Here is a 21,513-nt window from a genome sequence, read left to right as displayed (position 1 = left end):
ACCAAACGCATGCTCAATACCGTGAAGCTGCAGAACCTTAACAAAGGCCTCTTCCGTCGTCATTTTCATCTGTGTGTGTCCTTGTTTGAGTCGTCGAAGCGTCAGTGAGTTAGAGAATTTCGTCTCTGAGGTAGTAGCCGACATAAGCCATGCGTTGACCTAGACGGCGGAAGGGTGTGAGGAAGCCATGGCTTGGCAGCGGGGACGTGAAGATCGGCAAGTCAAACGCCCGATCCTTTTTACCAGCAACCAACTGCGCCATGCGTCGTCCGGCCTGCGCTGAATACATCACGCCGTTGCCGCCATATCCCATCGCGTAGAACACGCTTTGGTCAGGATCTGGCTGGAAAATGCGTGGCATCATGTCGTGGCTGACATCGACCCAACCCCACCACGAATAGTCGAGGTTGACGTCTTCCAGCGCCGGGAACTTCCGGGAAAGGCCCTTTTTCAGCAGTTCCAAGTGCTTGTTGTTTTCAGCATCCCGCCCTGTCACAGCACTGCGGCTGCCGATCTGCATCCGGTTGTCCGGCAACAGGCGATAGTAGTGCCGTAACGTGCGGGTATCGGTCAGGGGCGACTTGGTCTGGATGCCACACTCGTCCAATTCGGACTGGGTCAAGGGCCGGGTGACCATCGAGTTCGACAGGATGGGCATCAAGCGATGCTTGGTCCGGTTGTTCAATCCGGGCGGCGTGTAACCGGCGGTTGCCAGAGCCACGGTCTTTGCCCGAACAATACCCCCTGGCGTGCGCAGATGATGAACACCGCCTTTGGTCTCCCACCCCATCACCGGGCTGCCAGTGTGGATTTTCACGCCCAAGCGGCGGGCCAGTTTGACATAACCGAAGGCCAGTTTGCCAGCATGGATGCAGGTGCCATCAGGTTCCCACATGGCGCCTGCTGCCTCCATGTCACGCACATGGCTTTCGTGCAGTTCATCGCGGTAAATGATGCGCGAGCCATAACCGAACACATCGTTCAGCAGCTTGCTCTCTTTCTTGAGCGACGGCATCACCTTGTCCCGATGGGCAATATAATAATGCCCCCCCGGCTGCGGATCGCAGTCGATATCGTCCGAAGCGATCAGATCATTGAAGAGCTCAAAGGCTTCGGTCACTTCTGCGTGCATGCCTTTGGCTACGTCAATGCCCCACCGCTCGATCCACTGCGAGCGTTTCAACCGCCCGGAGGAAATCTGGGCCTGCCCACCATTGCGGGTGGAACAGCCCCAAGCCACGGTGTTTGCCTCCAGAACCACGGCCTGAATGCCATGCTCCTTGGCCAGATGAATGGCGGTCGACAAGCCGGTATAGCCAGAGCCGATAACAACGACGTCGGCATCCATGTCACTGGACACCGGGCCATCATCCGCGGGCGGCGTGCCCGCGGTGCCAATCCAGTATGTTGGCGCGTGGTCACGATTGTGACCCGGACCCGCATCCATGATGGGGTCATACTTGGGATCATAGCTGGCCTTCGGCCAGTGTCGCGGGATGCTGTTGTCCACCATTCTTGTTATTCTCCGAAGCTGCGCGCAGGGCGGCGGATCAGGCTTTGAACATTGGGCGCGTCTTGCGAAGCGCCTGTTTCACGATGATTTTCCCGTCACGCACGGTAAACAGATCGGCGCCTTCGGCCTCGATCCGCATGCCGTTGGCGTCAGTGCCGGAAAATGTCCACTCCGATACAGCCCGATCACCTTGGACAAAGTGGCTGTGGTGATCCCAATGGGCGTCCTTCATGCCAGCCCACACGCCCGAGAACGCGGCGGCGATGGCTTCTGCGCCTTCGACCTTGTTGCCGTATTTCTCGTCGCCGGCGACGGTGTAGAACACGCAGTCGTCGGCAAAATGGGTCATCACACCGTCGATGTCGTGACGGTTGAACGCGTCGAACGTGTCGGCCAGGTCCTGCGCGGTCAGGGTCTTGCTCATATTGTATTTCCTTTTCAGAGGGGTTGTCAGGTTTCGTCCCGGTTTGGAACGATCAGTGTCGGGATCTTGGACCGCCGCAAAACGCGTTTGGCGACAGTGCCGAGGAAGGTGTGGGAAAAGCCGTGGTCGTGCGCGCCGAGCACGATCAGATCACAGCCCAACTCAACCGAACGGCGCAGGATCACTTCGGCCGGGTGGCCGTCGGTGACCTCGACCGAGGTCACCTGTTCACGGATCTTGGCATCATCGCCTTCGAAGCGTGCCCAGAACTTTGCCTGCCGTTCTGCCAATACCTGACGCACCATCTCGTGGCGGCGCGACAGCGCTGTTTTACGGGTTTCCGCATTCAGGATGAACATTTCCATCGTGATTTTGGCGTCTTCTGAAAGCGGCTCGTTAACGTGCAGCACGTGAATCTGCGCCCCGGTGGCCTGCGCGATGCTGGCAGCATGGCGCAGGGCTTGGGGAGAGTTCGCCGACAGGTCGGTGGCAAACAGGATGTTGGTGATCATTTGTTTCATGTCGTCATCCTTTCCGGGTCAGTAGCCCAGCAGCCGTGGCAACCACAGCGACAGCTCGGGGAAGAAGGCGATGATGAAGATCGCGGCCGTATTGGCGGCTGCAAATGGCAGCGCCCGCAGTGAGATCTGTTCGATCGAGATGTTCGAAATCCCTGAGGCGATGAACAGGTTCTCACCCAGCGGCGGGGTCTGGAAGCCGATGCCCAGCGTACAAACCATCACCACACCAAAGTGGATCGGGTCGATACCCACCGAATAGGCCACGGGCAGCATCACCGGGACCAGGATCAGGATGGTGGCCAGCGTCTCCATGAACATGCCGACGAACAGCAGGAAGAAAATGATCAGCGCCCAGATCACATAGAGGTTGTCGGTAAAGCTGAGCATCGAGTCCGCGATGATCGCCGGGATCTGGTTCTCCACCAGCAGACGGCCGAACACCGTGGCGGTGAATAGGATCAGCAGAACCCGACCGGTCAACCATGTGGTGGCTTCCAGGGATTGGAAAAGTGTCTGCCACGTCAGTTCACGGTAGATCACTACGCCTATGACCAGCGTGTAGAAGATCGCGACAATCGCGGCCTCGGTCGGGGTGAAGAAACCAGTGTAGATGCCACCCAGGATCACCAGCGGCGCCATCAACGACCAGAATCCACGGTACATCTCGCAGAAAACATTACGGATGGACCAACCCTCGGCCGAGCCTTTGTAGCCGCGCTTTTTCGACATGAAAAAGTTCAGGATCAGCAGGCTGGTGGCGATCAGGAATGCCGGAACAAAGCCTGCGATGAACAGTTTCGAGATCGAGACCGACTGGAAGGTACCGAATTTCTCGACCGCTTCGGCAGGAGGTGCCATGCCGAGCGCGGCAATGCCGAATATCACCATCGGGATGGAGGGAGGAATAATAATCCCGAGACCGCCAGAGGACGCAGTGATCGCTGAGGCATAGCCGCGCTCATATCCGCGGTTGATCATCGCGGGGATCATCAACATCCCCACCGCCGCGGTCGTTGCCGGGCCTGAACCCGAAATGGCGCCGAAAAACAGACAGGCCATGACAGTTGCCGCCGAGATGCCACCGGTAAAGGGACCGGCGAGACTTTCAGCGACATTTATCAGCCGTTTTGAGATACCGGCGGCCTCCATCAAGGCCCCGGCAAGGATAAAGGCTGGCAGGGCCATCAGAGGGAATGCGCCCACCGAGGTAAAGGCAATCTGCACAAATTTGATGGGATTTTCGCCCAGATACAGGAACGAAAATAGCGAAGCCACACCCAGAGCAACCGTGATCGGTGCGCCGATGAGCAGCAGAATAAGAAACGATCCAAATAGGATTGTGACGATTTCGGATTCCATGACGTTTCCTCCCTGCCTTAGTCGTTCTTGGCTGCTTCAGTGGCAGCTTTGATTTCGTCGAGGTCGATCTGATCGGGGTCGTGGATTTCTTCCCCTTTGATCAGGCGGCGGTAGTTCACCTGAATGACGCGGAAGGTCATCAGCGCAAAGGCAATGGGAAGCACCATGTAGATGTACTTCATCTCGATGCCCAAAGTCTGAGACTTCCAGAACTTGTTCATCTTGTTGAAGACAAAGTCCGTTGACAGATACAGGAAGTAGACATTGAAGAAGAGCCAGAAGAGATCGGCAAAAGCCTCGATGTATTTGATCGCGCCATCGGGCAGAAACTTGAACTGGAATGTCACTCGGTTATGTGCGCCCTTCAAAGCAGCGTAACTGGCGCCGAAATAGACGAACCAGACAAACATGTAGACCGAGAGTTCCTCAATCCAGCTGATCGAAAAGCCGAAGACTTCGCGCGCGACGATCTGCACGAACAAAAGGCAGACGAAACCGGATAATAAAACCCGGCATATAACGCTTTCTATATTGTCCAGAAATTTCCAGAACATGTGGGTTCCCTCCTCCCTGAGATGAGAAGAGCGCCGTAGCGCTCTTCCCTGTATCGCTCTACGGCGATTACTGTTGGACCGGGTCGCGGCCGATGGCTTCGAGAACAGCGTTCAGTTTGTCGACGCCACCGATGGAGTCGTAGAACTGCGGCCATACGGCACCGGTTGCCAATTCAATGAACTCGGCTTCGTCGTTTTCAGGATCGATGATTTCCATGCCCTTGGCGGTCAGCTCTTCTTTGATGGCCGTTTCTGAATCACGAAGGAACTGAGCCGAGGTCAGAGTTGCCTCTTGTCCTGCTTCCAAGATCATCTGTTGTTCTTCTTCGGACAGATCCTGGAAGACAGCTTCGGAAATGATCAGCGGTTCGATCGAGAAAATGTAACGCAGATTGGTTACGTGGTTCTGTACCTCGTAGAACTTCATTGCGTTGATGGTCAGGTATGGGTTGTCCTGGCCGTCGACAACCTTGGTCTGCAGACCGGTGAAAGTCTCTGACCATGCCATCGGGGTCGGGTTGATGCCCCAGGACTTGTAGGTTTCGATCATGATCTCGTTCTTGGGAACGCGGATGATCAGATCCTGCAGGTCGGCAACTGAGCTGACCGGCTTTTTCGAGTTGGTCAGACGGCGGAAACCGGTATAGGTCCAGCCAATGATGCGCACGCCCGCATCGCGGATCGTGTTTTCAACCAGTTCCTGACCGATTGGACCCTGAGTCAGCTTCTCAGCGTCTTCCAGGCTGAGGATCACGTAAGGCAGCGTGAATACGCCCACCGAAGGCGAGAAGGGTGTGATGTTGTTAATCGCCAGCAGCGACATATCCAGCGTGCCGATGGCTGCTTCGTTGACAGTGTCCTGTTCAGAGCCCAGCTGACCGTTCAGGAACAGGGTTGCAGTATGCTCGCCACCCGATTTCTCCTCGAGCGCTTTAACAAATGCAATTCCAAGAGCTTCCTGTGCGCTGCCTGCACTGTCACCGACCGCAATTTTGAAGTTTTTCGCGTCGGCTGCGCCTGCGGCCATCAGTGCCGCTACGGATACTGCAGCGGTGATGGTGCCAAGCTTTTTGATAAATGACATGGATTACCTCCCATTTTCAGATTTCGAGGTGCGCGCTGACCAGGGGAGAGTTGGCCAGTCCGATTCTACCTCGACGCGGCAAGACTAGCTTGCGCAAAGTGTTTCTTCGTTGTTAAACTTTGCGCGATAGGTTTCACATATATCGAACTTACAAAATGAAACTCGACACGCTTTCCACTCGAATAGGCGACGCCGACATACGGCTGTTGCGGATATTCAAAACCGTTGTTGAAAGCGGTGGGCTTTCGGCCGCCGAAGTTGAGTTGAACATTGGCAAATCGACCATCTCTAAACATATTTCGGATCTTGAACTGCGCCTGGATTTGAAACTCTGCAACCGTGGGCCTTCTGGTTTCTCGCTGACCGAAGACGGCGAAAAAGTGCTGCGCGCTGCCGAAGACTTACTGATATCCGTCTCGCAGTTTCGAACCGAAGTGAACGAAATCAAGGAACAATTGGCTGGTACAATTCGGGTGGCGCTGTTCGACCAATGCACCTCAAACCCAGAGGCGCGGCTGGCCCGCTCGATTCATAAATTCAACGAAGCCGCGCCCACCGTTCAAATCGAACTATCGATGCAACCACCTAACGTTATCGAAACGATGGTCATTACCGGGCATCTGGATATCGGGATCATCGCGTTGCACCGCCCCTCCGCCAGCCTTGATTATGTTCCGCTTTATGGTGAGGACATGTTTCTGTATTGCGGGAACGAACACCCATTGTTTGACCGTTCAGAAGTCGATCTCAGCACGGACGACCTGCGAAAGTACAACTATGCAGGCCTCAGCGTGAATTCCCCAAATCTCATCGTTGGTCAGCAATTGGGCTTAAGACGCGCGGCAAAGGTTCAAAATGAACAGGCTCTCGCTATTTTGATCCTTTCCGGCAGGTATCTTGGTTTTTTGCCAGACCATCTTGCGCAGCAATTTGTCGACCAGAACCTGATGAAGAAAGTTTTACCGAGCAAAACGCAGTATCGGACGCGTTTTGCGGCTGTGACCCGAAGGCAACCAGCACCAACCCGCATCACCAAACTTTTTATGAGTGTTTTAGGCCAACAACACGACAACGGGTCTGATGCATAGTTTTAGCCGCACCGGCATCGCTTCATCGGTCGAATCGAAACTAGACGGCCAGATCGGTGAGGTGTTTACTAGGGTCGATCACACCCGATACCTGTCCTTTCAAACAATTCGGCGATCTGGCTGTTTACGTGCGATACTGACCACAGAAATGACGCGGCGCGCTCAAAACTTCGCAACAGATTCCTTCAGTAAAATTTGCGATAAGGCCGGCAAAACCTCAGATTAATCCCTGCTGGCCCAAGTGTTTTCGGGCTATACGCCTTCTAACGCTGAGCTTGTTTTTCCCCTTGTTCAGCGTCAAAAGAACAAAAAACCGGCACTCGGCTCTGACCGGGGCCAGGCTGCAGGCAAGAATACGAGGCACATCCAATGGCATTTAAGTTGGTTTCCTGCGATGGCGGAGGGATACGGGGATACCTGACCTGCCTGATCCTGCAAAGCCTTCACGAAGAAACCGGATTTCTGGATAAGGCGGACGGTTTCGCGGGCACATCAACCGGCGGTCTAATTGCTGTGGCACTGGCGGATGGCCGGACGCAAGGCAAGGATATGGCTGCTTTAGTCTGTGAGTTGGCCGCGCATTACCGAGGCGACGCTGACCTGATTTTTCAGGAGAACGAACGCGGTGTTCTGAACAAAGCGCTCGATACAATCCTGCGGCGGTTCAAGCTTGGCGGCGGCCCAGGCATTATGGCGTCGCAATACCACGCTTCGGGGCTTGAACGCATTGGTCTTTCGCTTGTCGGGGACCGAACCATCGGGTCGCTTTCGTCAGATCTGGTTCTGGCCGTCAATACGGTTTGCCTGCATCGCAGCGACAAGATCGGCTGGTCGCCATTTACAATCACAAACCAGAACCTTGAACATGAGGCCTGGCTTGATATGACAACGGTCAAACTACTAGACGTCGCAATGGCAAGTTCCGCTGCCCCGTCTTATTTCCCGCCGCATCTGATCATGGCCGACGGTGTTGATTTCGGCTATTTCGCCGATGGTGGAACCTTTGCCAACAACCCGGTGATGAATGGGATCAACGTCGCCATCGCCGCTGATCGGGCAAAGGGGGTTACGGATATCGAAGCGCTGTCAATCGGCACAGGACAGCAACCGACGGACATTTCCGAAGAAATGATCAAGAACCCCGATGACTGGGGCCTGTTGAAATGGTTCGGGGTAACTTCGGGGGCGCCCAAAGGCGCGTTGATTGAATTGCTTCTTACCACCTCAGCGGAAAATCAGTACTGGATGGCGCGCATGGTTTTGAAGAACCGACTTGTGAGGATCAATCCACCGCTACCAAAGATCGTCGGTCTGGCGACGCACAAACCCGAGTCCTACAAGTTGATGGACAAAGCTTTCCAGGCCAGCAAGCAGAGCAAATACTGGGCGAACGCCGTCGAAATGCTGCAAAAGTGGTGACTCTGTGTACCAATGGAAAGCGTACTGCAGTTTCACCACCGCCACTGCGCTGTTTTTGTTGCCTTTGAAAGCTTAGCATTTATGGTTAACGCGATATTTTCAGCGGGTTTCAACGACTGAAAAGGGGAGAGGTATGAGCGATCCCGGCATTGCCGAGAAGCTGGTTGCGGTATTACGGCGCCCGGATGGCGATACGGCTCTGCGCCCGGTACACAGCATTGGAATCAGTGCGACGGGGAGTTTCGAACCCTCACCGATCGCTCGCAATTACTGTATCGCTGACCACTTCCGTGCAGAAAAGACGGATGTGATCGTACGGTTCTCGAACGGATCAGGATGCGCTGCGGTGCATGACGGCTGGTCCGACGTGCGCGGCATGGCGGTCCGATTTCATCTGGGCGATGGCACTGATACCGATCTGATCGCAATGACCCTGCCCGAGTTTTTCGCTCCAACACCCGAGACCTTTCTGGATTTCGCAGAAGCCGCAAAACCAAGATTGTACACGGCGGAGTCGCCCTGGCGAAAGATTTGCAACTACCTGCAACTGATCCTGCCCAAGCGCGACCCGTACCCCGGCGAAACCATCAGCCCGGATGACGGTGCCATCGAATTCGCCAACCAGAACGCTTATTCCCAATTGGGTATCCTGCAGGCCGCCCAGATCGGCGCGCCGACCAGCTATGTTAGGGCGGCGTATCACGCCGTGCATACGTTCGTCGTCACCGGCGCTGACAATACACGTCGCTGGGTGCGATTTTCGTGGCAGCCTATAGCGGGCGTTCTTGGAACCGACCCTAGCAAAGCACCGGTCGATGATTATCTGCGGGCCGAACTGAAAGACCGCCTGGCCAGAGAACCCGCGCGGTTTTCGCTTATGATGATGATTGGCGAGGTGGGCGACGATTTCAACAATTCGTCCCGCCCCTGGCCGCCGCATCGCAAACGGATCATGATGGGCACGCTGACACTGGACACGGTGCCAGAGGACCAGATCGCAGACTGCGAAAAGCTCAGCTTTAATCCGGGCCTGCTGACCAATGGGATTGAGGCGTCGGATGACCCGGTCCTGAAGGTACGCATTGCCTCTTACAAAATATCAAGCGGATGGCGCGGCGGCTCGCCCTGCCCGTTCTCGGAGAATTAGGTCATGACACGCCAGAACGGCTGGTTCAACAGTTACGTCAACAGCCTGCCCGAGCGCGGATGGTTTAAGTTCCTATCGCGTTACATCGTGGTGCCTTACTGGCACTGGCGTGATCCTAAGCCGAAACTTCCCGGTGGTCCGCGCCCCTCGCCCCAGCCCAGCGAGAACGTACAGCGGATGATGAACCTGATCATGCCGCTGAAAGATCCGTCACCGGCTGGGCGTGCGCGGGCAACATTGGCTGTTGCCCAGAATGTTGACGAGATTTTTGCCGGGCTCGACAATGTCGGCACGGTGCACTTCGCGCGATTTCTGCTGATCGACAACAACATCTGCATGATCTCGGTCTATGACGGGGATTTCAGCAATTACATCCGTGATTTCATCACCACCATCGGCAGTGTCTTCAATGACGTCATCTCGCTGGTAGACGGTGCCGAACACCTGATCCCGACCGAGCGCAACGTCGAGGAATTTATCGACTGGGTTCACGCGCATGACCTGTTTCAGGCGAACGACTTCCCGACCGACCTGTTCGGCCTGCAGGATGCGGCCAAGGGGCTGCCGCCGAACGAACCGCCACATAGGCTGGAAACCCTGCCACGAGAGTTTGTTCTGCAACTACACGCCAATCGCAATATCTCACTGGGGGGTGGCTATCGCGCTTACCCCGGGATTTCAGCCGCGCAGGTGCGCCAAAAATTTGGACAGGGCTGGTGACTACAAAACTCGATCTCGCCGACATTCAGGGCAACATTCTGCGCGGATATCGCCGCGATTTGGTGCGCCATCTGATCCTCGAAGTTACCGACCGCACGGCCGCACGTCGGTTTCTGGCCGCTGCGGTCGACGGAGGCAGCGACACGGTACCCGAAATCACCCGCGGCGCGTTGTGGGAGGTCAGGCCGCCCTTCTGCTTCAATATCGGCATCACCTATGAGGGGCTGCTGGCTTTGGGCACGCCACCCGACCATTTGACAACCTTCCCGACCGAGTTCGTTCAAGGCATGACGCAGCGGGCGATGAAACTGGGGGATTTCGGGGACAGCGGGCCCGAGAACTGGCCCACCCCTTTTGACCAGCCGGACCGCATACATTTGATAGCATCGGTGCATTCGGATGTTCCCGAGCATCTCGATACCGTCGAACAGCAGGTCGCGGGAGCCTTCAACATTCTGGGCGTACGCAATGGGCGAAACCTGCCCGAGGGTAAGGTGTTTTTTGGCTATGTCGACGGGATCTCTCAGCCACGTTTCGAACAGGTCTATGACCCCGATCAGGAAGGCGTGGACGAGCCCATCGACCCGCTCGGCACTGCGCTGCTTGGCTATCCAACGAAACAGGAGGGCGTTCTGTTCCGCGTCCCGTCGCCCCATGCGCTTGGGTTCAACGGATCGTTCAACGCGTTTCGGATTCTGGCGCAGGATGCCGCCGGATTCGAAGCGTATCTCGATCAGGCTGCCGAAGCTCTGATGCGGCACCCCAAACGCGACCAGCTGGCGGACCCCAATAACCTGGAGCGCATAGGTGAAGGATTGGACATGCACGGTGCACTGCGCGAAGTGGTCGCCGCGCAGATGTGTGGGCGCTGGCGCAATGGCGTGCCCTATGAGCTGTCGCCAGATGCCCAGTGGCCCAAGAACGCGGTGTCACTGACCAATTTTGATTACACGCACGGCTCGCGCTGTCCGGCAGGGTCGCACCTGCGGCGCGGCAATCCTCGGGGCGGTCCGATCGTTCAGCGCATCGCGAATTATACGCGTCGACTGGTGCGAAGGGGCATGTCCTATGGCCCGGATTTCGACCCTCAAAACCCCGATACTGAAGAACGCGGCCTGCTTGGCAGTTTCATCGGCGCCAATATCGGTGCACAGTTCGAGGCGGTGATGTGCGACTGGATTAATCTGGGCCTCCAGGACCCACGGGTTACAGGTGCGAACGATCCCTTACTGGGTGCCAACACACCGGAAACCAGCTGGTTCGACATGACAGTGCCGGACGGAGACACAATCCGTCTGAAGGGTTTCCCACGCCTGATCCAAACGCGCGGTGGTGCTTACACGTTCCTGCCCAGCCTGACTGCGATCAGATACCTGTCTGACTTGACGGATTAGGCAAGTTCCGCCAGCGCGGTATCAATCCGCTTCAGCATCGGTGACCGCCCGGCGGATTCGACAACAACACGCGCTTTGGTCAGGTAATCCCTGGCCTGTGGTTTCTTTTTCTTTGCCTTGTAGAGCAGCCCCATGATCATGTCACAGCGCGCGATGTAATGGCCATTTTTGTCGAACTGCGGGTTACTGCGCACCTGTTCGATCATCGAAATCAACCGCTTTCTGCCAAACAGCATGACCCAGATGATCGAGCGGAAGTTCCTGATCAGAACGCCGATTGAACCGCCGCCCTCTCCGGTCAAAATGGCCAGATACATCTCGCACAGGAACAACCGCGCCCAGTCTGCCGAAACCTGAGTGCGCTCATCTGTACGTTTCTGAATGGCCCATTCGACTTGCCGCAGTCCGGCGGCGACCTGACCATTCAGAGCATAAGCCACGCCCAGCATTGTCGCAGGCCCGAAGGTAAACAATGTCCAACCTTTTTCATCGCAGTCCTTGATGTGCTTTTGAACGGTTTCAATCGCACCGGGTTTTTCCAGCGGGATCATAGCGGCAACGCGGGCCGCCTCGGCAATGGCATTCTCGAACTCAACCTTTGATTCCTGCCGCGCCTTTTCGGCCATCGCCAGTGCCAGTTCATGGTCATCTGTGACCATTGCGATCAACGCTTTCATAGCGGTTCCATATCCCAGCGCCCGCGGATCGTTCTTGGACTTGCCAAGTGCAATCATCCGATCCGATGCCGCGTGCGCCTTTGCCACGCGGCCACGGGTCAATTCGTTCCAGCCAACTGTCGCCAGAAAGAAGTTGTGGATATAAGCATCGTCGATTTGTTCCAGAACGGTCTCGATCTCGCGCTTTTTGATCTCAAACCGCTCATTCGGGATCGGAGAATGGTAGATCGAAACCGACAGTTCGTTGACCATGGCATAGGCTCTGGAGGAAGGATCCCTCAGGCGCTGAGCCATTTCAGTCAATTCCTGCTGCACCCAATGTGCTTCTCGATACTTCCCATTGCACACCAAGCACGACACATAATGGTGCAGGAACAGGGCGTGGTGCTGACTGTCCCCTACCTTTTGCAGGATCGGTCGTACCGCGCCGGCCAGTTCGATAATCGTTTTGACTCGTAACGAGATGTTGGAACAGAGTGCAAAGCTGGCCATGAAGGCGGCAAACTGTTCATCCGAAGCACAATCGGGATCACTTTGATACAGCTCCAGCGCCGCGACAAAGAACCGGTTGGCTTCGTCCAGTGAATACACCCCTAAGCTTTTGTCTCCGGCCATGGAACTATAGCGAAACGCCTGATCGGTACGGTTGGTTTGCCCATAATGGAAGGCCAGCGTTTCAGCCACTTCCTGCACCCGGTTTGCATTGCGCAAAACCAGCGCGTCGGCGATCGCCAAGTGCAACTCGGATCGTCGTGACAGAATAAGACTCTGGTACACCGAGTCCCGCAGCAGAACGTGTTTGAAAACGTAGTCTGAAGAGCTCGTCTCGCGATATAGGACATCCTGCGTCTGAAGTCGTTGCAGTGTTGTGCCAATTTCATCGGTATTCGCGACTATTTGGGCCAGCAGACCGGGATCAAAGCGGCGCCCGATAACGGCGGCGGCCTGCAAGACTTCGCGGTCCTCGGGCGTGAGACGTTCAATTCTGGTCGTCAGCAGGCTGCGCATTGTAAGGGGCAGTCCGCTGTCATTGATATCCGCGTCAAAAGAGGCGGTGCCCTCATCGACACGCAAAGTGCCCTGATCAAGTAGAAAGCTCAGAATCTCTTCGCCGAACAGCGGGTTGCCTCCGGCGCGTTCGGTCAGCTGTTCGGCCAAACCGTTCGGTAGTTCGGACACACCAAGACGGCTTTGAACCAGATCCTCAAAGTCTGCAACAGGCAATGGCCTCAACGCAACGGTCGTCACGCCACTTTTACCAAGCCATTTCGGCGCATATTCCGGCCGCCGCGTTTGAATGACCAGCAGGTTCGAAATTTCAGGATCTTCAAGCAGGATCGCCATCAGATCTTCCGAGGCGCTGTCGATCCAATGGCTATCTTCGATCACTAGAATGACCCGATCTGACGCGCATTTCTTCTTGAGCAAAACAGTCAGCAACTCGCGAATCCGCAAGCCAATCAGAACACCGTCGAGACCATCCAAAGACCCTTCGGGTGACTTGAGCCCGAGAAGGTTCATCATCAGGCCAAGGTTTTGCTGGGAATACAGCCCGTACTTCGCCAGACCCGTTTCCAGTTTCAACTGAACGCGCAGCGGATTGTTCCTATCGCTGATGTGAAACGACTTCCGGACGATTTCCAAAAATGGCAGGAACGGCGTCTGTTGACCGTCGGCATAGCAATTCCCTGTAAGAGCGGTAACTTCGTCGTTCTGGACACGTCGAATAAACTCGTAGACAAGGCGGGTCTTACCCAAGCCCGGCTCTGCTACCAGATCAACAACCGAACGCTCGGATTTTGACCTTAGCAAAGCCGTGGACATTGCATCCAGTTCACCCATCCGACCGACATAACTGCTCAACCCTTGCGCGACTGACGCGTCAAAGCGCGTCGCGCCTTCGCGGACAGCTTTCAGTTGCCAGATTTTCTGCGGCGCGGACAGGCCCTTGATCGTGTGTTCGCCGAAATAGTTGAGATCAGAAACCCATTCGACCAGATCGCGAGTGGTGTCGCACAGCAGGCTGCCCCCGGGTGGCGCAAGGTTTTCAAGACGTGCTGCCAGATTCACCGTACTGCCCACCGCCGTCGTCGGTCCGGTTTCCCCTTGAACCGTTGCCATCAGGACATTGCCTGAGCTGACACCAACCCGCATTTCCGGGCGCACACCAAAGCGTTTGTCAAAATCTGTTGCGGCAGAAGCGAAGGCAGCGTGGATCGACAACGCTGCGCGGCAGGCTCGCAAGGCCGGGTCTTCAAGCGCGTCGGGGATACCAAACAATGCCATTATGCTGTCGCCAGCAAAATCGCGCACCGCGCCGCCGTTTTCTTCGACCGCACGGGACAGCGTGTCGTAGACTTTGCGCACGAATTCGAGCGCTTTTTCTTCATCCAGACGGGCAACGATGGCGGTATAGCCGACCATATCGGCAAACAGGACAGACACCTGGCGTCGCTGCCCCGGATCCGTCGGTATTCGCGATGGTATTTCCGTCATATCCCCCATGTGAGCAAAGGGTTTACAACACCCGATCCCTCCCCGCCAGAGTTTGTGGGCGAAAAAGTATTTTGGTATACTCAAATGGCAAGGAAAGTGTCATGCCAGACACAGGCATATGTGTCTTTTCCTAAGAAATGTGCACGTTAAGCGGTGAATGCCAGTTTCAGGCCAGGGCGGGGCCATCGAGCCTTGTATATTTTCCCGGTACTCGACGCCGTAATCCACAAATCACGCATGTCTTTGCCGCCGAAGCACATATTTGTGGTAAACAAATCGGGAATCTCCACATGCTCGGTGGTGCCATTCAGGTTGAACACCGTGATCCCGCCATTGAACAAGGTTCCGACGCAGACGCGGCCATCCTGCTCAACCTTGAGGCTGTCCAGCCACTGATACCCCGGCAACGTCTGTACGACATTGCCCGGCATACCTGGGAGGGGGCCGGGTTCGACCTCGCCGAGACCTGTAATTTTCATCGCCCAAAGCCGCCCGAAAACTGTGTCCGAAACGTAAACGGTATTGCCATCTGGCGACAAGCCGACTCCGTTGGGCATGGGTATCGTTGCGGCTTTGATCAGTGTTTTGCCATCTATCGAGGCGTAATAGAGACCACCATAACGTGTGGATTCCTCATCTTCTATCCCCGTGTCAGTGAACCAGAAGCCGCCGGACTTATCGAACACCAAATCGTCGGGCGCGATCAACCGCTTGCCGTCATACGAGTCAAACAGTTGCGTCACGGCTCCGGTCTTCAGATCCACACGGTGCACGGACCCACCCCTGTAATTGGGCCGGATCGGGGCGGGTACGGTGATCTGGTCGGGACCAAACGGTACAAAACTGTAGACTCCGCCATTGTTGCAGACATAGGCTGCTCCGTCCGGGCCTATCGCGACCCCGTTTGGGCCGCCGGGAATCTCCGCCACAACGCGGACATCACCATCGGGTGAAAGGCGTGCCAGGGTCTGATTCTTGATGTCAACGAACAGAACCGACCCGTCGTTCATTGCAACTGGGCCTTCAGGAAAACCCAAACCGTTGCACATCTCCTGCAATACTAAGACCATTCCAAAGCTCCCTGGTTGCGCTGAAGCTCTGATTGCTTCGGCGTCTGCCGATGGAAACCCATCTGCCAGAGGCAATGGACTAATTCGGCGATGTCTCTTGCAATTTTTGGATGTACTACCAGAGTTTTACAAGCCTCTGACGACAGGTTTTGTGGCGAAGCTTGTTGCTCACTGAAAAGACCACTCTGTGCCTGCGGGTCAAGCATCCAGTTCAGCAATAGTTTGAAGGGACAGGTTCCTGACGCGAGTTGCCCCTTGCGGACCATCGGTGCCGCTTCGATGCCTTTTGATGTCGACGCAGCAGACATGAAGGATTTGAAGCCAAGCACTGATCGAATTCTCGCCTTTTGGTGAAACGATGGTCCTGCTAAATCACGGCGTGATCCGGCATGAAGGATCGCGACGCACACCTTGGAGGTTCCGACGACCTCGATGTGGATTTCTTTTTATCTACCGGGATTAGGGCATTGGGAGCACGAAGGTGGAACAGACCGTTGGTTACCCCTCTGACCGCACTGGCGAGACAAAGGGCTCCGCTGCATTGATGCGAAGCCAGCCCCAAAAACACTCAACGGATGGTGTTTCCCAGCAGCCAAGTGATCACGGCGGTGTCGTCATTCAGGAGGACGTCGTCGGGTGGTATCTGACCGATGGACCCTCTATTTGTGGGAACACGTAAAGGGCGCCTTCCGGTCAGGGGCACGACATGCCGTCGATCGCATTCTGCGCCTCAACGACGATATCGCGGCGCTGTTCGAAGCTTGCTGCACGTTCCGCAAAGAGATCTTTCGGCCTCTCCAGTGCGGCGGCAGTGGCCGCTTGCGATATGGAACAGGCATAAGTGCTGCTCTGGCCCTGTATAGCATTCAATGCCGCAATCAGGCCCACAGGCCCGGTACCATATCCGGTCCACCAACCGTTCATGGCAAATACGTGTGAGACGCCATTGACCAACTACATTCTGGTTTTCAAGCCGGCGACATTCAGAATCGAGACGAAGCGGTGATCGTCGAATATCAGATGCTGGCAATTGTCGTCACCTAGAACCCAGACATGCGAAGGCCTGCGCAACACACCGGCAAGGGCCGTGAGCTGCGCTTTTGAATAGGCTCCCTCTGTTGGGTCGTCCGGGAAATTCAACATGAGCCATCTAGTGCTGGGCGTAATTGCCTTCTCGAGCCGCTCAGGCGTGAGCAGAAGTCTATCCTCCTGAGGGCAGTGCACGATGATGGGAGTGCCATCCGCTATAGCGGGCAAGACGACCAATAAGGGTGCTGGAAGGATCAATTTATCGCCTATTTAGGGCGAGGCCATTAAGGCGTTGTAGATGACTTACGTCGCGCCGCCGGCGACGGCGATACTCTACCGTGCGTTGCCAAGAGTATTTTGGCGGCTGAGCTTAACACAAACCGAGAACCTCAACGCTGGCGTGCCTGCAACGACCGTTTACCTCGTCCGGTCGTTGTGAATTGCATTGATCGCGGTCGTCTGCACATAGCCTGGCATTTTGATATCCGGTTCCCCAAACACCGAGATCGATGACTGGATTCCCATGAGCCATCAGGCTACGGGCTTTCGCCACCGTCCCCATGATCCTTTAGAGGACATCCGCGGTCAGGCGTTTCGCACGCGTGTCAGATCCGCCCATCATACGCCCCCCGATCGATCACGGCGGCGATGACCGCGAAACTGTCAGCGTCCTGTGCGGCAGCAAGAGCGGCCTTCAACTCCACGGCAGATCCCACGGTAAGCCCGACACCGCCAAAAGCTTCTGCCAAGCGTGCGAAATCGTGCTTGCTAAAATCAACGCCTGCATTCTTAAGCTGCCGCCCGCGCTGTTTGATCTCAATAAGGGCAAGACTGGCGTCCACGAAGACCACGAAAATCGTTTTCAGACCGAGTTCCGCGGCCGTCGACATTTCACCTGCCACCATCAGCATTCCGGCATCGCCTGTAAATGATACAACCGTACGGTCTGGCTCGATCAGCGAAGCACCCATGGCAAGCGGGACGGCACAGCCCATTGTACAGAGCGCCGACGATTGCAGCAGGCCCTTCGGGGCGTAGCAGCTCCACTTCTGCGACAGAAGAATGCGGTGCGCACCAGAATCGACCGTTGCTACGGTGTCGTTTGGCAGCGCTTCGCGGCAAATGTCGATGACCGTTCCCGGCCCCCAATCCTCCGTCTCGGCAAAGGCCGAGGTCAGGCTTTCCCGAACCGTGTTGATCTTGCCGTCCGACCAGCGGGATGTAGCCGCGACCCCTTCCGAGATGGCGTCCAAAGTGCGCCCGACATGCGAGACGAATTGAAGGCTCGATTGGTGCATATAATGGATGTTGGGCTCGGCCGAGATATCAATCACTTTGACTATCTCTGCGTCCCAAACATCGCGCCAGCCGACCCGCATTTCAATCGGGTCGTAGCCTGCACAGATGATCAGATCAGCCTCCTGTACGAACGGCAGCAGGATACTGTCGTTCTTAGGCGACAATCCGGCGCCGCCCATGCAAAGGGGATGGTCTTCAGGGATGATCCCTTTCGCTTTGTAGGTCGTGATGACCGGAACGTTCTGCGTTTCGCAAAAACGCAGAACGGCTGCGCTCGCATCGTCTTTGAGCGCGTCCAGACCCACGATCATGACTGGTCGCTTGGAAGAGACCAGCCAGGACCGGGCCAGTGAGAGATCATCTTCCGCAGGAACGACAGCACTCACTTTTGAGCGACGGCTCATCTCAACGGGGCCAGGGCAAGCATCGGCCACCGATATTGGCACATCGATATGAACCGGGCCATCCCGGCCATCAGTTGCAATAGCAACCGCTTTGTCCGCTATCGTATCAGCCCCTTCAGCGGTCAGCATAAAGCTCGCTTTGGTGACCGGACGGAACACGGCCTGATGGTCCAGAACCTGGTGTGTGTAGGTCAGAGCCTTGGTTGCATCGACACAGCCTGTGAGGACAATGAGCGGCACGCGATCTTGTTGCGCGTTGGCGACGACATTGACGCCATTGACAGCACCGGGACCAACCGTTGCCACCAGAATGCCCGGCGCACCCGTCATGTGGTGGGCCCCCTCGGCCATAAAACCAGCACTGTTCTCATGTTTGCAGAGGACAAATGTGATGCCGGCCTTTTCAAGCGCATCGATAATCGTCAGCACTTCTCCACCGGGCATGCCAAAAGCGTGCCGGCAACCAGCCTCGTAGAGCCGCCGCGCGAGGAGGTCGGCGGCCCTAAGGTCTTTGTCAGTTTTCATCGGGTCCCCTATTCAGCCGCGTAGCGCGCCGTGTCCGCAAGGCGCGCATGTCCGTCACGCGTTTGTGGTGTTTTGATGCCAAGAATGTTCCCGGCAACTTGGGTTCGAAGGATCTGTGCGGTCCCGCCACCGATGGTGAACATGCGCACATCGCGATACATCCGCTCCAGAGGTTCGCGATCGCAGTAGCCGCGTGCGCCGAACATTTGCAGTGCGTCGCTGACCACCTTTATGGCCATCTCGGACGCAAAGAGCTTGGCGCGCGCGGTCATTGTCATGTCAGGATACAAACTGCCGTTCGGACCACGCGAGCGCGCCGCTTCATAGAGAAGCAGCCGGGCCGCATGAACTTGCGTGTCCATATCGGCGAGCATCCATTGAAGCCCCTGGAATTCCGCGAGCGGGCGTCCGAATTGTTCGCGCTTGAGTAGATATTGTTTGGCATGTTCGAGCGCCCCTGCTGCGACACCCATGGCAATGGTGCCCGCACCGACGCGTTGCGAGTTGTAGGCATTCATCAGGTCGGCAAAACCGCGCTTGAGACCCGAAGGTGGTTTGACCAGCCATTTCTCGTCGATCTCGACATTCTCGAACCGCAATTCTGCTTCGGGCATACCGCAGAGGCCCATCGTATATTCGCGGCCCACCACGGTGAACCCGTTTGGCATGTCACCCGACATCGGATCGGCAAACAGAATGAAGCTGCCAATCCCCTGTTCAACGCCTATCTCATCGAGAACGCGGGCAAAAACCAGGTGGAGCTTCGAGACCCCACCGCCTGTAATCCAGTGCTTGGTCCCGTTGAGGACGTATGTGTTGCCCCGTTTGCGCGCGGTGGTCAGCATTTCAGTCGCGGCACTACCCGCGTCAGGTTCCGTTATGCAGATCGCGGGTTTGTCTCCTGCCAAAACATGCGAAGCGCAAAAAGCCTTCTGCTCGTCATTGCCGTACCCCATGACCGCACTGATGCCGCCCATGTTGCCTTCGACAACGATGCGGGCCGTCAGAGTGCAGGCTTTCGCGATCTCTTCGACCACCATGGCCACCTCCAGAAAGCTCGCGCCCTGCCCGCCATATTCCTTTGGAATGCACATACCCATGATGCCAGCACCGGCTAACTCACCAACGTTTTGCCAGCAATAGGCGCGCGATTTGTCCCACTCCGCGGCGCGTCTCTCAAATCCTGGGGCCAGTTCTCTTGCGACGTTCACAAGCGGATGTGTCATGGCGTGTCCCTCACTTCCGTTTTAACCAGAATACGCTTGCCAAAATACAACACAATCAAATAAGATTGGTTATCTAATACAACATAGCTTAAGTTATGCAGACACGCTCTCTCAGAACCCTTGTGCGGGTCTCCAAGGTCGGCTCCTTTGCCAGGGCGGCCGAGCAACAGAACATGACACTGTCCGCACTTTCCATGCAGATGAAGGCGCTCGAGACAGAGCTTGGCGTTGACCTCTTTGACCGCTCAGTGCGACCACCGCGACTTACGCCAATCGGGCGGACCATCGTCGAGGCAGCGATCCCGCTCCTGCAGCATGAAGATAGCCTTCTCGAAATCTGTCGCCCGACAGATACTCTGGTCGGACATTTCCGAATTGGATTTGTCACAACTGCTGCCGTTCGCCTGCTGCCGGACTTCCTGAACAACGCAAAGCATCACGCGCCGCAAGCGACCTTCGCGTTTGAAACCGGCCTGTCCAAGACACTGCAGGAGAAGGTCGTGAATGGACAGCTTGATGCCGCACTTGTCACGGATGCCGATGGTGTTCCCGACGCGCTTGCGGAATTGGTGCTGCGAGAGGAACCCTTTGTCTTTGCGGCCCACAAGAGTTTACTGAAAGACGGCCTAGCAGGTTTGTTGAGCGCGCAGCCCTTCTTTCATTTCATGCCCGACACCGGGATCGGAAAACTCATTGCTGGCGAGATGCTGAAGCACGAAAGACCAAAGAGTTCCGAGACGATCGTCCTAGATAACCTTGAAGCGATCATGGAGTGTGTCTCGGCGGGTTTGGGTTTTACGCTTCTGCCCACCCCTGATGTTGTTCGGTATCGGTCTGCCGACGTCAAAACCATCCGTCATCCTCAGGCGTCGGTCAGAAAACTTGTTCTTGCCACCGTCCGCGAGGGGACACTGGCTGGAAGGGAAGCGGCACTCGCGGCGTTGTTTTCGGCCGATGAGGCTCAGCGAATAAGATAGGCCTTTCTAACGCTAACTGCCTCGGCTGAAACGCTGAGAATTTAAAAGCAGCTTCGAAAGAAACCATAGCTCAACCTTCAACTGGATAACGCCCCTCGTCAGACAGGCGTTAAAGCTAAGAAGGTCAACGGTCTAAAGTTTGCAACAAATCTCATTCTTGGCATGGCTCCTGAGATTTGGTGTGCTCGGAATTTGCCGAGCACACCTTGGGCCATTGGGTAAGCGTTCCCTTTAGACGCGTTCGTTACACTTAAGATCAAAACCGCCAGCTTGCATCACGTCCATAACGCAAATCCTGGCGGTAGAATTCCGGGTCCAGACCAATGTCAATCAGCATACGTTTATCAAGCTGGGACACATGCCGGAGGTCCCGCTTTAAGCGATATTTACGAATTGTAGCGCTATAAATATGTGAAAACAGGCTGGCGAATACCGTGACAAGGGAACCGCCTCGCTTACTTCTTCCATTTGCTGCTCTAGCACTAATCGGTTGAAACAAAACACTGCGTCGGCAGGAATAAGAATTACGTTCCATTGTCTTTTTAACTCCTATCTTCGGCGCGATAGCGCCGGTTTTGCCGGGACCG

Annotated in this window: 17 protein-coding genes and 2 pseudogenes; 6 read left to right on the top strand and 13 right to left on the bottom strand. The window is 56.0% G+C overall.

All coding sequences use genetic code 11. From position 1 onward, the window contains the following. Positions 1-109 precede the first annotated feature (109 nt). From AC2FEE_RS13465 to AC2FEE_RS13440, 6 genes are all read right to left on the bottom strand, one after another. The gene (locus tag AC2FEE_RS13465) at positions 110-1,513 is read right to left on the bottom strand and encodes an NAD(P)/FAD-dependent oxidoreductase (protein WP_496865838.1); all 1,404 of its coding nucleotides are present in this window, start codon (positions 1,511-1,513) and stop codon (positions 110-112) included. Positions 1,514-1,550: 37 nt separating this feature from the next. Further along, on the bottom strand, positions 1,551-1,937 hold the full coding sequence (locus AC2FEE_RS13460; protein WP_496865837.1) for a nuclear transport factor 2 family protein: 387 nt from the start codon (positions 1,935-1,937) through the stop codon (positions 1,551-1,553). Positions 1,938-1,963: 26 nt separating this feature from the next. Next, the gene (locus AC2FEE_RS13455) at positions 1,964-2,458 is read right to left on the bottom strand and encodes a universal stress protein (protein WP_496865836.1); all 495 of its coding nucleotides are present in this window, start codon (positions 2,456-2,458) and stop codon (positions 1,964-1,966) included. An 18-nt stretch (positions 2,459-2,476) separates the two neighbouring features. Then, positions 2,477-3,817, bottom strand: a complete 1,341-nt coding sequence (locus AC2FEE_RS13450) for a TRAP transporter large permease (RefSeq protein WP_496865835.1) — start codon at positions 3,815-3,817, stop codon at positions 2,477-2,479. Positions 3,818-3,834: 17 nt separating this feature from the next. Next, positions 3,835-4,371, bottom strand: a complete 537-nt coding sequence (locus tag AC2FEE_RS13445; RefSeq protein ID WP_496865834.1) for a TRAP transporter small permease — start codon at positions 4,369-4,371, stop codon at positions 3,835-3,837. Between the two features lie 67 nt (positions 4,372-4,438). Beyond that, entirely contained in the window at positions 4,439-5,455 is a 1,017-nt protein-coding gene (locus AC2FEE_RS13440) for a TRAP transporter substrate-binding protein (RefSeq protein ID WP_496865833.1), read from the bottom strand. Positions 5,456-5,610: 155 nt separating this feature from the next. Here AC2FEE_RS13440 and AC2FEE_RS13435 point away from each other — a divergent pair, with 155 nt between their 5' ends. The 5 genes from AC2FEE_RS13435 to AC2FEE_RS13415 all read left to right on the top strand — a co-directional run bounded on the left by AC2FEE_RS13435 (position 5,611) and on the right by AC2FEE_RS13415 (position 11,223). Beyond that, a complete protein-coding gene (locus AC2FEE_RS13435; RefSeq protein WP_496865832.1) occupies positions 5,611-6,543 on the top strand; it encodes a LysR family transcriptional regulator in 933 nt (310 codons plus the stop codon). A 369-nt stretch (positions 6,544-6,912) separates the two neighbouring features. Beyond that, a complete protein-coding gene (locus tag AC2FEE_RS13430) occupies positions 6,913-7,962 on the top strand; it encodes a patatin-like phospholipase family protein (RefSeq protein ID WP_496865831.1) in 1,050 nt (349 codons plus the stop codon). 133 nt (positions 7,963-8,095) lie between these two features. Next, the gene (locus AC2FEE_RS13425) at positions 8,096-9,109 is read left to right on the top strand and encodes a catalase (protein ID WP_496865830.1); all 1,014 of its coding nucleotides are present in this window, start codon (positions 8,096-8,098) and stop codon (positions 9,107-9,109) included. Between the two features lie 3 nt (positions 9,110-9,112). Beyond that, entirely contained in the window at positions 9,113-9,829 is a 717-nt protein-coding gene (locus AC2FEE_RS13420; protein ID WP_496865829.1) for a hypothetical protein, read from the top strand. Further along, the gene (locus AC2FEE_RS13415; protein ID WP_496865828.1) at positions 9,826-11,223 is read left to right on the top strand and encodes a Dyp-type peroxidase; all 1,398 of its coding nucleotides are present in this window, start codon (positions 9,826-9,828) and stop codon (positions 11,221-11,223) included. The genes AC2FEE_RS13420 and AC2FEE_RS13415 overlap by 4 nt, the downstream gene beginning before the upstream one ends. On the opposite strand, the gene AC2FEE_RS13410 is transcribed toward AC2FEE_RS13415, so the two are convergent. From AC2FEE_RS13410 to acdA, 6 genes and pseudogenes are all read right to left on the bottom strand, one after another. Continuing rightward, positions 11,220-14,345: an ATP-binding protein gene (locus AC2FEE_RS13410; RefSeq protein ID WP_496865827.1), complete on the bottom strand. Its 3,126-nt coding sequence runs from the start codon at positions 14,343-14,345 to the stop codon at positions 11,220-11,222. The two genes, AC2FEE_RS13415 and AC2FEE_RS13410, sit on opposite strands and share 4 nt — an antisense overlap. 197 nt (positions 14,346-14,542) lie before the next feature. Next, the gene (locus AC2FEE_RS13405; RefSeq protein ID WP_496865826.1) at positions 14,543-15,466 is read right to left on the bottom strand and encodes an SMP-30/gluconolactonase/LRE family protein; all 924 of its coding nucleotides are present in this window, start codon (positions 15,464-15,466) and stop codon (positions 14,543-14,545) included. A 221-nt stretch (positions 15,467-15,687) separates the two neighbouring features. Then, positions 15,688-15,833: pseudogene (locus AC2FEE_RS13400) on the bottom strand (IS6 family transposase); the annotation flags it as partial. 326 nt (positions 15,834-16,159) lie between these two features. Continuing rightward, positions 16,160-16,723 (bottom strand): annotated as a pseudogene (locus AC2FEE_RS13395) (aminotransferase class I/II-fold pyridoxal phosphate-dependent enzyme). A gap of 377 nt (positions 16,724-17,100) precedes the next feature. Then, positions 17,101-18,723 carry a thiamine pyrophosphate-binding protein gene (locus AC2FEE_RS13390; RefSeq protein WP_496865825.1) on the bottom strand — a complete coding sequence of 541 codons (1,623 nt, stop codon included), beginning with the start codon at positions 18,721-18,723 and terminating at the stop codon, positions 17,101-17,103. An 8-nt stretch (positions 18,724-18,731) separates the two neighbouring features. Further along, the gene (acdA, locus tag AC2FEE_RS13385; RefSeq protein ID WP_496865824.1) at positions 18,732-19,949 is read right to left on the bottom strand and encodes a 3-sulfinopropanoyl-CoA desulfinase; all 1,218 of its coding nucleotides are present in this window, start codon (positions 19,947-19,949) and stop codon (positions 18,732-18,734) included. Positions 19,950-20,044: 95 nt separating this feature from the next. Here acdA and AC2FEE_RS13380 point away from each other — a divergent pair, with 95 nt between their 5' ends. Then, positions 20,045-20,926, top strand: a complete 882-nt coding sequence (locus tag AC2FEE_RS13380) for a LysR family transcriptional regulator (RefSeq protein ID WP_496865823.1) — start codon at positions 20,045-20,047, stop codon at positions 20,924-20,926. A gap of 256 nt (positions 20,927-21,182) precedes the next feature. Here AC2FEE_RS13380 and AC2FEE_RS13375 read toward each other — a convergent pair whose 3' ends face one another. Then, the gene (locus AC2FEE_RS13375) at positions 21,183-21,461 is read right to left on the bottom strand and encodes a hypothetical protein (protein WP_496865822.1); all 279 of its coding nucleotides are present in this window, start codon (positions 21,459-21,461) and stop codon (positions 21,183-21,185) included. Between the last annotated feature and the right edge of the window lie 52 nt (positions 21,462-21,513).

The organism is Ruegeria sp. YTSC199, from assembly GCF_059609725.1.
Note: the sequence above shows the minus strand (reverse complement) of the source record. Positions and strands in the feature narration are given on the sequence as shown.

Coding starts and splice junctions, on each gene's coding strand:
- AC2FEE_RS13465 (WP_496865838.1), bottom strand. CDS start 1,513: ATGGTGGACAACAGCATCCCGCGACACTGGCCGAAGGCCAGCTATGAT.
- AC2FEE_RS13460 (WP_496865837.1), bottom strand. CDS start 1,937: ATGAGCAAGACCCTGACCGCGCAGGACCTGGCCGACACGTTCGACGCG.
- AC2FEE_RS13455 (WP_496865836.1), bottom strand. CDS start 2,458: ATGAAACAAATGATCACCAACATCCTGTTTGCCACCGACCTGTCGGCG.
- AC2FEE_RS13450 (WP_496865835.1), bottom strand. CDS start 3,817: ATGGAATCCGAAATCGTCACAATCCTATTTGGATCGTTTCTTATTCTG.
- AC2FEE_RS13445 (WP_496865834.1), bottom strand. CDS start 4,371: ATGTTCTGGAAATTTCTGGACAATATAGAAAGCGTTATATGCCGGGTT.
- AC2FEE_RS13440 (WP_496865833.1), bottom strand. CDS start 5,455: ATGTCATTTATCAAAAAGCTTGGCACCATCACCGCTGCAGTATCCGTA.
- AC2FEE_RS13435 (WP_496865832.1), top strand. CDS start 5,611: ATGAAACTCGACACGCTTTCCACTCGAATAGGCGACGCCGACATACGG.
- AC2FEE_RS13430 (WP_496865831.1), top strand. CDS start 6,913: ATGGCATTTAAGTTGGTTTCCTGCGATGGCGGAGGGATACGGGGATAC.
- AC2FEE_RS13425 (WP_496865830.1), top strand. CDS start 8,096: ATGAGCGATCCCGGCATTGCCGAGAAGCTGGTTGCGGTATTACGGCGC.
- AC2FEE_RS13420 (WP_496865829.1), top strand. CDS start 9,113: ATGACACGCCAGAACGGCTGGTTCAACAGTTACGTCAACAGCCTGCCC.
- AC2FEE_RS13405 (WP_496865826.1), bottom strand. CDS start 15,466: ATGGTCTTAGTATTGCAGGAGATGTGCAACGGTTTGGGTTTTCCTGAA.
- AC2FEE_RS13390 (WP_496865825.1), bottom strand. CDS start 18,723: ATGAAAACTGACAAAGACCTTAGGGCCGCCGACCTCCTCGCGCGGCGG.
- acdA (WP_496865824.1), bottom strand. CDS start 19,949: ATGACACATCCGCTTGTGAACGTCGCAAGAGAACTGGCCCCAGGATTT.
- AC2FEE_RS13380 (WP_496865823.1), top strand. CDS start 20,045: ATGCAGACACGCTCTCTCAGAACCCTTGTGCGGGTCTCCAAGGTCGGC.
- AC2FEE_RS13375 (WP_496865822.1), bottom strand. CDS start 21,461: ATGGAACGTAATTCTTATTCCTGCCGACGCAGTGTTTTGTTTCAACCG.